The 12,887-nt window shown below is 60.5% G+C and carries 14 protein-coding genes and 1 pseudogene; 8 read left to right on the forward strand and 7 right to left on the reverse strand.

The features are described from left to right. Positions 1-59: 59 nt before the first annotated feature. Positions 60-194, reverse strand: coding sequence for a hypothetical protein (locus tag GLW01_RS15765; RefSeq protein ID WP_286173313.1), 135 nt, complete (start codon positions 192-194; stop codon positions 60-62). Positions 195-306: 112 nt separating this feature from the next. Here GLW01_RS15765 and GLW01_RS13385 point away from each other — a divergent pair, with 112 nt between their 5' ends. Further along, positions 307-1,047: a siderophore-interacting protein gene (locus GLW01_RS13385; RefSeq protein WP_160899356.1), complete on the forward strand. Its 741-nt coding sequence runs from the start codon at positions 307-309 to the stop codon at positions 1,045-1,047. Here the strand turns inward: GLW01_RS13385 and GLW01_RS13390 are convergent, their stop codons facing one another. Further along, positions 1,048-1,968 (reverse strand): DMT family transporter, encoded by a 921-nt coding sequence (locus GLW01_RS13390; protein WP_151439174.1) that lies wholly within the window; start codon positions 1,966-1,968, stop codon positions 1,048-1,050. It lies immediately after the preceding gene. Between the two features lie 161 nt (positions 1,969-2,129). Between GLW01_RS13390 and GLW01_RS13395 the strand changes: the two genes are divergently transcribed. The 5 genes from GLW01_RS13395 to GLW01_RS13415 are packed head-to-tail and all read left to right on the forward strand — an operon-like array spanning position 2,130 to position 7,657. Next, complete coding sequence (locus GLW01_RS13395) at positions 2,130-3,575, forward strand: YfcC family protein (RefSeq protein ID WP_151439173.1); 1,446 nt, start codon at positions 2,130-2,132, stop codon at positions 3,573-3,575. 23 nt (positions 3,576-3,598) lie between these two features. Next, entirely contained in the window at positions 3,599-4,828 is a 1,230-nt protein-coding gene (locus tag GLW01_RS13400; RefSeq protein ID WP_160899357.1) for an arginine deiminase, read from the forward strand. A gap of 18 nt (positions 4,829-4,846) precedes the next feature. Next, positions 4,847-5,848 carry an ornithine carbamoyltransferase gene (gene argF / locus GLW01_RS13405; RefSeq protein WP_160899358.1) on the forward strand — a complete coding sequence of 334 codons (1,002 nt, stop codon included), beginning with the start codon at positions 4,847-4,849 and terminating at the stop codon, positions 5,846-5,848. Positions 5,849-5,864: 16 nt separating this feature from the next. After that, on the forward strand, positions 5,865-6,809 hold the full coding sequence (gene arcC / locus GLW01_RS13410) for a carbamate kinase (RefSeq protein WP_160899359.1): 945 nt from the start codon (positions 5,865-5,867) through the stop codon (positions 6,807-6,809). Continuing rightward, complete coding sequence (locus tag GLW01_RS13415; RefSeq protein ID WP_160899360.1) at positions 6,803-7,657, forward strand: zinc-dependent peptidase; 855 nt, start codon at positions 6,803-6,805, stop codon at positions 7,655-7,657. The genes arcC and GLW01_RS13415 overlap by 7 nt, the downstream gene beginning before the upstream one ends. On the opposite strand, the gene GLW01_RS13420 is transcribed toward GLW01_RS13415, so the two are convergent. The 4 genes and pseudogenes from GLW01_RS13420 to GLW01_RS13435 form a co-directional block, all read right to left on the reverse strand. Then, a complete protein-coding gene (locus GLW01_RS13420) occupies positions 7,602-7,802 on the reverse strand; it encodes a hypothetical protein (RefSeq protein WP_237416594.1) in 201 nt (66 codons plus the stop codon). The two genes, GLW01_RS13415 and GLW01_RS13420, sit on opposite strands and share 56 nt — an antisense overlap. A 10-nt stretch (positions 7,803-7,812) precedes the next feature. After that, positions 7,813-8,022 (reverse strand): annotated as a pseudogene (locus GLW01_RS15860) (hypothetical protein); the annotation flags it as partial. 302 nt (positions 8,023-8,324) lie between these two features. After that, positions 8,325-9,395 (reverse strand): DUF2157 domain-containing protein, encoded by a 1,071-nt coding sequence (locus GLW01_RS13430; protein WP_202405735.1) that lies wholly within the window; start codon positions 9,393-9,395, stop codon positions 8,325-8,327. Positions 9,396-9,436: 41 nt separating this feature from the next. Beyond that, on the reverse strand, positions 9,437-9,700 hold the full coding sequence (locus tag GLW01_RS13435) for an SHOCT domain-containing protein (protein WP_160899362.1): 264 nt from the start codon (positions 9,698-9,700) through the stop codon (positions 9,437-9,439). A gap of 213 nt (positions 9,701-9,913) precedes the next feature. Here GLW01_RS13435 and GLW01_RS13440 point away from each other — a divergent pair, with 213 nt between their 5' ends. Continuing rightward, complete coding sequence (locus GLW01_RS13440; protein ID WP_202405736.1) at positions 9,914-10,582, forward strand: PEP-CTERM sorting domain-containing protein; 669 nt, start codon at positions 9,914-9,916, stop codon at positions 10,580-10,582. Between the two features lie 75 nt (positions 10,583-10,657). On the opposite strand, the gene GLW01_RS13445 is transcribed toward GLW01_RS13440, so the two are convergent. Then, entirely contained in the window at positions 10,658-11,665 is a 1,008-nt protein-coding gene (locus GLW01_RS13445; RefSeq protein WP_160899363.1) for a zinc-dependent alcohol dehydrogenase family protein, read from the reverse strand. Between the two features lie 257 nt (positions 11,666-11,922). On the opposite strand from GLW01_RS13445, the gene GLW01_RS13450 reads away from it, so the two are divergent. After that, a complete protein-coding gene (locus tag GLW01_RS13450) occupies positions 11,923-12,873 on the forward strand; it encodes a DegV family protein (protein ID WP_160899364.1) in 951 nt (316 codons plus the stop codon). Positions 12,874-12,887: the final 14 nt, after the last annotated feature.

Genomic DNA, 12,887 nt, shown 5'->3' on the forward strand with positions numbered 1-12,887 from the left:
GGGTTTTCTTCCGGTGGCAGCCTGGCTTTCTGCCGGGCCGCCTCCTGGGGTGTGAGGTGTCAGACGTGGCCCGGCGTATGGCTATAGAAATAGCCAAAACCAAACCACTGGAAATACACAGCAGCCATCGAGCCAGCCGGAACACCGGCAGACTTCAGGGTCATGGACGTGGATGCTGCGGTTAATGTCTTCATAACCGGGATCATAACGCACCCAGCCAGCGTTGCAACACCAGGCCTTTTCGAAAAGCCGGGAAGATGGGAATATCTCAGCTCAGACCCAAATGCCCGACTGTCAGAGAGGCCAATGCCAGCCGAATACGATCTTGAAGTACTCAGCAACAACCGCCTCACCCCGAACATGCGCCGCATCGTGCTGCAGGGGCCGGAACTGGCGGGGTTCCCGGCAGACCAGGAGGGCGGCTACGTTAAGCTGCTTTTTGACCCGGCAGAGGAAGGCGGCAAACCAACCCTGCGCTCCTACACCATCCGCGCCTTCGATGCGGCACAGCAGGAACTGATGCTGGAGTTCGTGGACCACGGCGACGGCGGCCCCGCCTCCGCCTGGGCGAGCCGAGCGCGCCCCGGCGACCCCATCACCATCCGTGGCCCGGGTGAGCCGAAACTGGCCGCCCCTGACGCCGACTGGTTCCTATTGGCCGGCGACATGAGCGCCCTACCGGGGCTGGCCGTCAACCTTGAACGCCTCCCGAAGAATGCGCAGGGCTACGCTCTCATCGAGGTGCTTTCCGAGGCCGACAGACAGGCCATCGACCACCCCGAGGGTGTCGAGCTGAGGTGGCTCGTGAATCCGGACACTGAGCGCCCTAACGCCCTGCTGAACGAACGGGTACGTGCCCTGCCCTGGCTGCCCGGCACCCCCTATCCCTGGTTCGCGGGCGAATTCAGCACCATGCGCAGCATGCGCCGCTACTTCCGGGACGAAAGCGGCATCGACAAGCACGCCATGTACTGCAGCTGCTACTGGAAGATGGGTGATACTGACGAAGGGATGAAGCGGGCCAAGAAGCTTGACCCGGAAGCCTGATTAATCGGCCTGCTCTCCATCTTCTCCGCCCTCGGGCTCTGGCAGCGCCGCCGCCGGGGGTCCGGAAAAGACACTCAACGCCGTCACCGTAGCCAGGATCAGAGCCATCCCCACAATCTGCAGCGCAACCAGCGTTTCCTCCAGGACAACCACGCCGAACAGTGAGGCCGTGACCGGCTCAACCATGGCTACAATGGAGGCGACGGCGGGGGCCGTGTGATTCAGGCCGATGATGTAGAAGATGAACGACAGCCCCGCGCCCAGAATTCCCAGCGTGACGAACAGGGGCCAGTCCGGCGTGCTCAGGGCAATGGCGATTTCGCTGGAATCCCCGAAGGCGCCAAGGATGATCACCAGGGCCGTGAAGGCGATGGTGAGAATGGCCTGCGGGGTGCCATGGGGCGCGGCGTATTTGAAGCCGAATATGAAGATGGCATAGGAGAGCCCTGCCAGCAGCCCCGCGCCAACGCCAAGCGCCGTAACACCGCCCGCGTTGACGTCATAGATGCGGGTGAGCAGCACAATCCCCACCATCACCATCACGATGGCCGCCCATTTGAGCGGCGTTGGGCTTTCCAGCTTAAGCGCGAAAGACAGAAGGTAGACAAACACCGGCGCGCAGTACATCAGCGTCGCGGCCACCGCGACACTGCCCTCTGAGATGCTCAGGAAGTAGAACGAAAAGTTGCCGGCCACGCCCAGCCCGGCAATGGCTGACCAGAACCACAGCTTGCGATTGGCCAGTCCGCTGTTGCCAGGGCGGATCGCCAGCCAGCCCAGGACGAATACAAGACCAATCGCCCCCCGGTAGAACGAGACCACGAACGCATCCCAGCCGTCCGCCATAAGGATACCGCCGATACCGCCGGACAGCCCCCAGCACAGGGAAGCGAGCATCACGAGAGCCGTTGCGCCTGCCATTGGAACTCCTGACTACAGGGAAGTGGACGTAAAAGAAGCGGATTATGGGGTGATGTCGATCTTGTGTCGAGTTGACAATCATCACTTTACCGTGGCCCCAGGAAGTTCATACTCGGGATGAGGATCTACATCAGCAAGCCGCAAAGGACAGGAGGCGCCAGATGACTGATGAACTGCCCCCCTCATCGAACCCTGAAGATGACCTCTCAACGCGATTCCCGACCGCCTATACCATTCTGTTTCTCCTCATCATCCTGATTGCCGCACTCACCTGGATCATTCCCGCGGGCCAGTATGAGCGCGCCATGAATGAAGAGATCGGGCGTGAAGTAGCAGTACCAGGCACTTACGAAACCGTTGAACCCAATCCCCAGGGTTTTGTCGATGTGATGCTCGCGCCCACGGCGGGCTTCTACGACCCCGACAGCTATGCAGCCAACGCCATCGACGTAGCCCTGTTCGTGCTCTTTCTCGGCGGTTTCCTGGGTGTAATGAACGCCACCGGTGCAATCGACACGGGCATCCGAAGCGCCATGCACCATCTGGAAGGCCATGAGATCTGGATGATACCCATACTCATGACGCTGTTCGCGCTGGGGGGAACCACCTACGGCATGGCCGAGGAAACCCTGGCGTTCTACGCCATCCTGATCCCGGTAATGATCTCGGCAGGCTATGACGCCGTCACCGGAGTCGCGGTGATTCTCATCGGCGCCGGCATCGGCGTGCTGGGATCGACCATCAATCCCTTTGCCACGGTCATCGCCTCCAACGCCGCCAATATTCCCTTTACTGACGGCATCGTACTGCGGTTCGTGCTGCTGGTCGGTGGCCTCATCATCTGTGCCGCGTACGTCATGCGGTATGCCCGGCGGGTTAAGGCCGACCCATCCCGCTCTGTGGTTGCCAGGCAGAAAGACGCCCACCGCAAGCTTTTCCTCCAGGGCCATGATGAGCTGGAGGATTTTGAACTCACACGCACCCAGCAGATTGCCCTGGCCATTTTCGCGCTTACGTTCATTGTGATGATCTGGGGGGTTTCCACCCAGGACTGGTGGATGGCCAGGATGGGCTCGCTTTTCTTTGGCTCCGCCATCGTCATCGGCATCGTCGCCCGGCTGGGCGAGAAAAAGCTCACCAGCAGTTTTGTTGACGGCGCACGGGACCTGCTGGGTGTCGCCCTGGTGGTTGGGCTGGCCCGCGGTATCGTGGTGATCATGGAGCAGGGCATGATCGCGGACACCATCCTGCACAGTGCGGAGACAACGCTGGGTGGGCTGCCGCAACTGGCCTTCATCAACCTGATGTTCTGGATCGAGGTGGGCATGAGCTTCTTTGTACCGTCCTCGTCCGGCCTGGCTGTGCTTTCCATGCCCATCCTCGCACCGCTGGCGGACTTTGCCGGCGTGGGACGGGATCTGGTGGTGACGGCTTACCAGTCCGCCAACGGCCTGGTAAACCTGATCAACCCAACGTTTGCGGTGGTGGTTGGCGGCCTGGCCATAGGCCGCGTCTCCTACGACCGCTGGTTGGCATTCATATGGCCGCTGCTGCTGATACTGACGGTGTTCATCACCGCCGTGATCAGTATCGGCGCGCTTGTGTAATCCAAGGCAAGGGAGCATGCGAGATGGCGGAAAACACTCTCGGGGTTCACTCTGAAACCGGCACGCTGAGGCAGGTGATTGTCTGCCGCCCCGGGCTGGCGCACCGGCGGCTGACCCCTTCCAACTGCGATGCATTGCTGTTTGACGACGTCTTCTGGGTCAAGCAGGCCCAGAAAGACCACGATGTCTTTACCGGGGTCATGCGCGACCGCGGCGTGGAGGTGCTGGACGTCAATGAACTGCTGGCCGAAACCCTCGAAATCCCCGAGGCACGGGCCTGGATCCTGGACCACCGGATCACCTGGAACCATATCGGGGTGGGCATGGTGTCCGACCTGCGCGCGTGGATGGACGAACTCCCCGGCCGGCCCCTGGCGGAATTCCTGATTGGCGGACTGGAAGTCGGCGACCTTCCTTTCGACCCTTCCGGGCTCTTTGGTAACCACCTTGGGCGCCACGGATTCGTGCTGCCACCGCTGCCCAACTTCCTGTTCACCCGGGATAACAGCGCCTGGATCTATAACGGGGTCACCCTGAACCCCATGTACTGGGCAGCGCGCAAACCGGAAACCCTGTTGATGAGCGCGATCTACCAGTATCACCCGGCATTCGCGGGCAAGGTCAATGTGCACTGGGGGGATCCGCTCAAGGACCATGCCCTGGCGAGCCTGGAAGGCGGTGACGTCATGCCGGTCGGCAATGGCGTTGTCCTGGTGGGCATGGGGGAACGGTCCTCACCGCAGGCCATCGGCCAACTCTCCAAAGCCCTGTTCGACAGCGGAGCAGCGGAACGCGTGATTGCCTGCCAGATTCCCAGGAGCCGCTCCGCCATGCACCTGGATACGGTGTTCACCTTCTGTGGCGGCAACGTGGTGACCAGCTTCAAGGAAGTCGCTGATGAAATGGTCTGTTATGAGCTGCGCCCCGGCAGTAACGGCAAACACCTGTCGTTTCACCAGGACTCCAGGCCCCTGTTTGATGTGGTCGCGGACGCAATGGGTTACCGCTCCCTGGAGGTGATCCCCACCGGCGGTGACAGCCCGGCCGAACGCGAGCGGGAACAGTGGAACGACGGCAATAACGTGCTGGCGCTGAGCCCGGGCGTGGTCATTGGCTACGACCGCAACGACGACACCAATGCCGCGCTCCAGGTCGCCGGCATCGAGGTCCTCGCCATCCCCGGGGCGGAGCTGGGGCGAGGCAGGGGCGGCGGGCGCTGCATGAGCTGCCCGACCCTACGCGACCCCGTCTGACCGAGAAGGAACAGAATCATGGCTTTCAATCTCAAGAACCAGCATTTCCTGACCCTGCGGGACTTCAGCCCCCGGGAGATCAGTTTTCTGCTCAAACTGTCCGCCGATCTCAAAACCGCCAAATACGCCGGCACCGAGGTGCCCCGGTTACAGGGCAAGGACATTGCCCTGATCTTTGAGAAAAACTCCACCCGGACCCGTGTCGGCTTTGAGGTCGCGGCCTTTGATCAAGGCGCCCGCGTCACCTACCTGGGGCCGACGGGTACCCACATCGGCCACAAGGAGTCCGTAAAGGACACCGCCCGGGTTCTGGGCCGGGTTTATGACGCCATCGAATACCGGGGCTTCGGGCAGGAGGTTGTTGAGCAACTGGCCCAGTATGCCGGAGTGCCCGTCTACAATGGCCTGACCAATGAATTCCACCCAACCCAGATCCTGGCGGATTTCCTGACCATGCAGGAGAATGTGGAGAAGCCGTTGCGGGAGGTGGCGTTCGTATTCATCGGGGATGCCGCCAACAACATGGGCGACAGCCTGCTGATCGGCGCTGCCAAAATGGGCATGGATGTCCGGCTCTGTGCCCCCCAGGCCTGCTGGCCCGGGGAGGCCGTCCAGTCCGAGGCCCGGAGTATTGCCGGTGATACCGGTGCCAGGATCATGATCACCGAGGATGTTGACGCCGCCGTGGCGGGCGTGGACTTCGTCTACACGGACGTGTGGGTCTCCATGGGGGAGCCGAAGGAGAAATGGGCGGAGCGGATCAAGCTTCTGATGCCCTACCAGGTGAACGCCGCCCTGATGGAGAAAACCGGCAACCCCCGGGCAAGGTTCATGCACTGCCTGCCCGCTTTCCACAATACCGAAACCACTGTTGGGAAGGACATACAGAGCGAGTTCGGCATTGATGCCATGGAGGTGACTGAAGCGGTTTTTGAGAGCTCCGCCTCCATCGTGTTCGACCAGGCGGAAAACCGGATGCACACCATCAAGGCGGTGCTCGTCGCCACTCTTGGAACCTGAATAAGGGGAGCCTGACATGCTTGTGGTAGCAGCCCTCGGAGGCAACGCCCTGCTGCGGCGCGGCGAACCCCTGACAGCCCAGGCCCAGCGGGCCAACGTTAAGGTTGCCGCTGAATCACTCGCCGGCATCGTCCGCGCCGGCCACCAGCTGGTCATCACCCACGGCAACGGTCCGCAGGTAGGACTTCTGGCACTTCAGGGCGCCGCCTACAGACCGGATGAGGCTTACCCCCTGGATGTACTCGGCGCCGAAACGGAAGGCATGATCGGCTACATCATCGAACAGGAGCTGGAGAATGCCCTGGGCCACGACCGGGCCGTGGCCACGCTGCTGACCCAGGTACTGGTGGACAGGAACGACCCGGCCTTCCAGAACCCCACGAAATTCGTGGGACCCGTGTACGACAGGAAAGAAGCAGAGACCCGCGCCGAGGCGGCTGGCTGGCAGATCGCCCAGGACGGCGACAAGTGGCGGCGGGTCGTCCCCTCCCCCAGCCCCCTCGAAATCCCGGACACCCGGGTGCTCGAGCTGTTGCTGAAACAAGGCGTGGTGGTCATCTGCGCTGGGGGTGGCGGCATTCCCATCCTGCGCCGGGATGACGGCAGCATGATTGGCGTTGAAGCCGTGATCGACAAGGATGCCGCCAGCGCCCTGCTGGCCCGCCAGCTGGGGGCCGATGCCCTGCTTCTGCTCACCGATGTGGACGCCATCTACCGGGATTTCGGCAAGGATACCGCCGCCCCCATCCACGAACTGACCCTGGACGAAGCCCGCCAGCTGGACCTGCCCGCCGGCTCCATGGGCCCCAAGCTCGCTGCAGCCTGCGATTTTGCTGGAAGCGGCGGCCTCAGTGGTATCGGCCGGCTGGAAGACGCAGAGGCGATGCTGGATCGCCAGGCGGGCACCCGCATCAGCATCCACTCCCTGAACCAGGAGGTAGCGGACTCCCACCCATGCTGATCTACCTGCTCTGCGCCCTGGCGCTGATTGGCGCACTCATCTTCTACCTGTTCTTCTATCGCAGCTGGTGGCGCAACAGGCAGCTCCAGCACCCCTTCCCGGAACACTGGCGGAAAACACTGAAAACCCGGGTACCGCTATACCGCCGGCTGCCCGCCCAGCTCAAACGCCAGCTCGAACAGCACGTACAGCTGTTCCTGGCGGAAAAACCCTTCTATGGCTGCGACGGATTTGAGGTGGACGACACTGTACGCCTCACCATTGCCGGGCACGCCTGCCTGCTGATCATTGCCCGGAACTTCTCGGATTTTGACGGGATCAACAGCATCCTGGTCTACCCCGACCGTTACCGCGTCAGGGACATGGAAAGCGACGGCATGGTGGTCAGCGAAAGCAACGAGATTCGTGCCGGGGAAGCCTCCAGCCTGGGCCAGGTGGTCCTGGCGTGGACCGATTGCGAGGAAGGCGCAATCCACCCACACGGCGCGCACAACGTGATCCTGCACGAGTTCGCCCACCAGCTGGATTATCTGGACGGCACCGCCGACGGCGCGCCACCCCTGAGCGGCGAACAGGCGCGGCACTGGCAGGAGACCATGACCCGCGCCTACGAACACCTGCGCGACTCCCTCCACCATCACCGGAAACCCTGGCTCGACCCTTATGGGGCAACCGAACCGGCGGAATTCTTTGCCGTGCTGACGGAAACCTTCTTTCAGAGGCCCAGCCATCTCAAAGAGCAGCAACCGGAGGTCTATAAGACACTGGGCGGGTACTTCCGGTTCGACCCACTCAATCTGACTGAACACCCAGACGGTTCAGGTAATCGTGAAGCTCCGCCTCGGTGAGATTGACGTATTCCACCACCCGGCCATAGAGCATTGCGGTCGGCACGTTGCGCCCGTTCACCTCATGCTGGGTCTCCTGCAGCACATACAGGATGATCCGTTCCGTGTACGTCAGGCCGTCACGCACATCAGGGATGGATTCCAAGTCCTTGAGTCTATTGTTTTTCCAGGAGATCCGTCCATTCGTGCCCGATCTCCTCATAACTCTGCCCCCCAATCGCGATCGTGTGTGTTCTTACCTGAACCCCACCCATCATCTCATAGAACCTGCAGGCCGCATTCTGAGGCAATACCCAGAGGCACATTGACCCATAGCCGTCTTCCCGCAATGCACTAACGCCCGCCTGGAAGAGTGCCCTCCCTGCTCCCTTCCGCTGATCCCAGGTATCCCATCAAACGACAAGATCCCATGACATGGGCAGAGCCAATCGCCGTTCTTTTTACAACTCAGTGCGCCAGCGAACAGACGGAGCAAATGGCAACGCCCATTCTGGCTCCAGATGAGGCAAAGGATACGCCTGAACAGGACGTTGCATCGAGCGCCGCATGGAAGACGGCGCATCCCGATTTCGGATCGGTGGAAAGGAGACGCAACCATGAACAATATTGCCTATCTCGTCGGTGCCGTCGTCATTGTTCTGGCGATTCTTTCCTTTCCTGGTTTGCGTTAGGACAACGCCCCCGGCGGGTTACCCGCACCCCTTGCTTGCAGCGCCCGCGTCAGAAGACCCGGGCGTACCCGCTGCAGTCGCCCCTCGATAGCGTCTTCGTTGCGTTGCCACACGACGCCGGCTCCAATAGCCGCCAATCCTATGAGTGTGAGCGTAAACGGAAACAGCAGCGAGTCCTCGAATACGTTGTGGGCGAGATGCCCCAGGTAACTCGCGACACCCAGACCGCCAAACACGACGAATGCACGGCGCGCCAGTATGGCGCCGGCCAGGATCAAGCCAAGGTTGATCGCACAATACCCGAGCTTGGCCAGTTCACTGTCGCTGGAGGTCGCCGAAAGCGCGCCCCAGAATCCGATCAGCCCGAACAGATAGATCCAGAAGGCCTGATCACGTGGGCCACACTGGCGCAGATCAATCCACAGCGCCAACATGATCGTTGCCAGCCCGAACAACAGAGTGAACTGGCGGCGAAGTTCCCAGTCCGCTTCGCCTCCGGTCACAACCGCGGCCAGGTCCATCCCGATATACCAGAGCGTTACCGCGATCGGCAGCGTCAGGAACGGCAAACGGAACCGGTAGAACACAATGGTCCCCACCACCAGGGTTCCCAGCTCCATGAACCACCAGTGCCAGTCGACCCAGCGGTGGTAATCGGTGTAGACATCGTGGCCGGACGGCCACCAGCCCAACGCCTTCTGGAGGCTGAAGATCGCAACCGGGGTGCACACAGTAACCAACGCCCCGAGGACACCCGCCGGGATCGCCAGCCGGCGTTGTTCAAGCAGCCAGGCGGCCACATGCCAGCACCCGATCGCGTACCCAATCGCCAGCGCCGCGCCCATCCAGGGCCCGAGTTGATTCCAGGCAGCATTGAGAAACAGAGAGGCGGCGCCAATCGCCAACAGGCCACCGAAATAGTACAGCAGGTGTGCAGCCCGGAACTGGGGCCTCTCACCAGCCGCCGCCTGCCCCTCGGCCAGGAAACCCCAGAGTCTCTCGGCCTGCCCCGGCCCCAGAATCCCTTCCCGCTCGGCACTCGCCAGTACCTCCTGATCGACCTTCATTCCTCACTCCCTGCGTTCACTCCCCGACAAACCAGCCCATGCTAGTCCTCAAGGTCTTTCCTCATCTGCTCGAAGTCTTCCCGGCTGATCTCTCCTCGAGCGTATCGTTTCTTGAGAATCTCGATCGCCGATTCGGACTCCCGGGAACGCGGGGACCGTCTCTCATCATTCTCCCATCCCGGGGATCGAGGCCCCCCTCTGCCGAAGAGCAGGTAGATCATGATCAAAGCGATGATGAGCATGGCGATCGGCATGATCATGGGAAACATGCCCCATCCACCCCACCAGAAATGTTCAGGCCCCATCAGTGTTCTCCTTGTGCATCCTCGCCATTATGGCACTCCCAGCGTAGCAGGTGCGCTAGGGCGCGTTTTCGTCAGTATTTTTTACATGTAGGACTGACAGCAACATAGGGAGCCTAGATACCCGACTGTTTTCCTGAAAAAAACCCTATATCGGATCATTAATTGCAATTTTTCCAATGAAGTCATCGAAAACAACACGGACGGAGAAGAACCATGTTTTTTTCTATAAAACCAACAGTAAAGGCCTTTCTGACAATAGCGACTCTGTCAGCATTACCTGGCATAGCGATGTCTACCCTTCTTTTTGAGAGTGACAGCAGTGAACCTGGAGACACACTTACTTATGGTGCAGAGAGTGGAATAATCTCGTTTTTTGAATTGAATACAAGAACCGAAATGAAGAGTTTCGCTTTTGAGTTTGATCTTGACAACGATGCCTCGGTCAATTTCTTTGTCTATGATATTAACCAAGGCCCGAATTCAAACAGTGGAACCCTACTGTACCAAGGGGCGAAATCCTTCTCAGACGACGGAATGAGCTTTAAACAATCAGAAACACTGTCTCTATTCCTTGAGACAGATACCACATATGGGTTGGGCTTTACTTCAGGAGAAAGATTTACTTTTCCTTACATTTTTGGTCCCAATGGAAAAGAAGAGAATGGCATCCAATCATTGGTCTTAAATCAGAATTTATCCGGGTTTGCATCGCCTGATTTTGGGTCAAGCGGAAGTGTTGAATTAAGGACACAAATATTCGGCAATCAGGACGAGCCAGACGACGTTCCTCCCAGTGCTTCCGTTCCTGAACCAGGCACAATGGCGCTGCTAAGTCTTGGTCTACTTGGAATGGGAGTCCTTCGCCGTAAGAAATCCCACTGACATATTCTGAAGGAGGGAAATTCGAAAGGAAGCAGCGCCGCAGCCAGGCTGCGGCGCGGAAGGCGGATTTCTGGATCAGTATTCCAGACAGATCTTCCCGAAGTGCTTACCCGCTTCCTCATGCCGGAACGCGTCCGCGATCTCCTCCAGCTTGAAGCTGCTGTCGATCACGGGCTTGATACCGGTGGTTTCGAGGGCGCGGACCATGTCCATCTGGTGGCGGCGGCTGCCCACGAGCAGGCCCTGGAGGCGTGCCTGCTTGGCCATGAGCTTGGCGGTGGGGACTTCGCCCCCGCTGCCGGTGAGTACGCCGATCAGTGAGATGAGCCCGCCCACGCGGATGGCCTCGATGGACTGCGCCACGGTGCCGGGGCCGCCCACTTCAATCACCTGGTCCACGCCGTGGCCGTTGGTGAGCTTCTTGACCGTTTTGCCCCACTTGGGGTCTTCCTTGTAGTTGATGGTGTGCTGGGCACCCATCTTGCTGAGGCGTTCCAGCTTCTCGTTGGAGGACGAGGTGGCGATGACGTTGGCACCCATCGCACGGGCAAACTGCAGCGCGAAGATCGAGACGCCACCGGTGCCGAGCACGAGGATGGTGTCGCCAGCCTTGATGTGGTTGTCCACGGTCAGCGCGCGCCAGGCGGTGAGGCCGGCGGTGGTCAGCGTGGCGGCTTCGGCGTGGCTGTAGCCTTCCGGAGCGCGGGTGAAGGCGGTCGCGGCCCGCACCACCTGTTCGCGGGCGTAGCCGTCGAAGCCGTCGCCGGGCACATTGGTGAAGTTGCCTTCCTGGGGTTCGCCATCGAGCCAGGGCGGGAAGAAGGTGGAGACGACGTTGTCGCCCACAGCGAATTCCTCAACGCCCTCGCCCACGGCTTCCACCACGCCGGCGCCGTCGGACATGGGGATGCGGCCATCTTCGGTCGGGATGCCGCCATTGGCAACCAGGTAGTCGTGGAAGTTGAGGGAGTTGGCGTGCACCCGCACGCGGATTTCGCCGGGGCCGGGCTGACCGGGTTCGGCCTGGTCGGCGACCTTGAGGTTATCGAGCCCACCAGGGCTGGTGACGGTGACCTGTTTCATGAGGTGCACTCCTGTTCCGTTGCGGGTTTTGGGATGACGAGGTTCATCATTGGGCGTCACTGCATTGGCGTCAAGACACGCCGGAAATTCCACACCATGATTGGCCGCACAGGCCATTGCGTTCCCGATTTCGGTTAGCTTTTCAAAGTTCCTTGAAAAGCGGAACTGCACCACGGAAACTTGCCAGTCGGTTATGTTACATCGGACATTGGATGACAAAAGTCCGCGTAATGCAGTGCGGCTTGAGGAGGCTGACCATGAAGACAGGGCTTATCGTCGACTCCGCGTGCGACATACCCCATGAGTTCAGCAGGGAGCACGGGCTCTTCGTTCTACCGGTAACGGCACACATTGATGACCAGACCTACACCGACACCCACGACCCCAAACTGACCCAGGAGTTCTACGAGCAGGGGCTCCTACAGAAGGGCCACCATGCCGAAACCGAAGCGTTCTCGGCGGAGCAGATCCATCAACTGTTCATGGAACAGATCGTGGACCACTACGACCTGGCGATCTGCGAGACGGTCACCCGCTCCCGAAGCAAAATCTACGAGAACGCCAGTGTCGCCATGAATACCGTGCTGGCCGAATACCGCCGCAAGCGTGACGCTGCCGGTGAAACGGGCAACTTCTCGATGCGGGTGGTCGACAGCAAGCAGATCTTTGCTGGCCAGGGCCTGCTGGCCGCCCACACCATCCGTCTCATGCAGCAGAACCTGGACAAGAACGCGCTGCGCCACGAGATCGACACCTTCACGGACAAGATCTACAGCGTGGTGATCCCCAGGGATCTCCACTACATCCGCGAACGTGCCCGCCGCAGGGGTGATAACAGCGTCTCCGGGCTGGTGGCCTTCCTGGGCAAGGCCCTGAACATCACGCCTGTGATCTTTGGCAAGGGCGCCGAGGGCAAACCGGCCACCAAGACGCGCGGTTTTGAGCCGGCGGTCGAGCAGGTGATGAATTACGCCGTGGCCCGTGTGGAGGCAGGGCTGCTCACCCCCTATGTATCACTCTCCTGCGGCATGAGCTGGGAAGAGATTGAGGCCCTGCCCGGGCTGCAACGGTTGCGTGATACCTGCAGAGCCCATGGCGTGGAATTGCTGCTTTCCCAGATGGGCATTACCAGCACCATCTACATTGGGCCGGGCAGCCTGTGCCTGGCGCTGGCGGCGGAACCGCACGCGTTCAGCGACTTCCAGTAATGGGGCCTGCGGAT

Origin of the sequence: Vreelandella halophila (assembly GCF_009856365.1) — a bacterium.
Lineage (GTDB): Bacteria > Pseudomonadota > Gammaproteobacteria > Pseudomonadales > Oleiphilaceae > Halospina > Halospina utahensis_B.

Bases quoted from the DNA above. Each gene is read 5' to 3' on its own strand.
- arcC (WP_160899359.1), top strand. From the start codon at position 5,865: ATGCTTGTGGTAGCAGCCCTCGGAGGCAACGCCCTGCTGCGGCGCGGC.
- GLW01_RS13440 (WP_202405736.1), top strand. From the start codon at position 9,914: ATGTTTTTTTCTATAAAACCAACAGTAAAGGCCTTTCTGACAATAGCG.
- GLW01_RS13415 (WP_160899360.1), top strand. From the start codon at position 6,803: ATGCTGATCTACCTGCTCTGCGCCCTGGCGCTGATTGGCGCACTCATC.
- GLW01_RS13400 (WP_160899357.1), top strand. From the start codon at position 3,599: ATGGCGGAAAACACTCTCGGGGTTCACTCTGAAACCGGCACGCTGAGG.
- GLW01_RS13430 (WP_202405735.1), bottom strand. From the start codon at position 9,395: ATGAAGGTCGATCAGGAGGTACTGGCGAGTGCCGAGCGGGAAGGGATT.
- GLW01_RS13395 (WP_151439173.1), top strand. From the start codon at position 2,130: ATGACTGATGAACTGCCCCCCTCATCGAACCCTGAAGATGACCTCTCA.
- GLW01_RS13450 (WP_160899364.1), top strand. From the start codon at position 11,923: ATGAAGACAGGGCTTATCGTCGACTCCGCGTGCGACATACCCCATGAG.
- GLW01_RS15765 (WP_286173313.1), bottom strand. From the start codon at position 194: ATGAAGACATTAACCGCAGCATCCACGTCCATGACCCTGAAGTCTGCC.
- argF (WP_160899358.1), top strand. From the start codon at position 4,847: ATGGCTTTCAATCTCAAGAACCAGCATTTCCTGACCCTGCGGGACTTC.
- GLW01_RS13445 (WP_160899363.1), bottom strand. From the start codon at position 11,665: ATGAAACAGGTCACCGTCACCAGCCCTGGTGGGCTCGATAACCTCAAG.
- GLW01_RS13385 (WP_160899356.1), top strand. From the start codon at position 307: ATGCCAGCCGAATACGATCTTGAAGTACTCAGCAACAACCGCCTCACC.
- GLW01_RS13435 (WP_160899362.1), bottom strand. From the start codon at position 9,700: ATGGGGCCTGAACATTTCTGGTGGGGTGGATGGGGCATGTTTCCCATG.
- GLW01_RS13390 (WP_151439174.1), bottom strand. From the start codon at position 1,968: ATGGCAGGCGCAACGGCTCTCGTGATGCTCGCTTCCCTGTGCTGGGGG.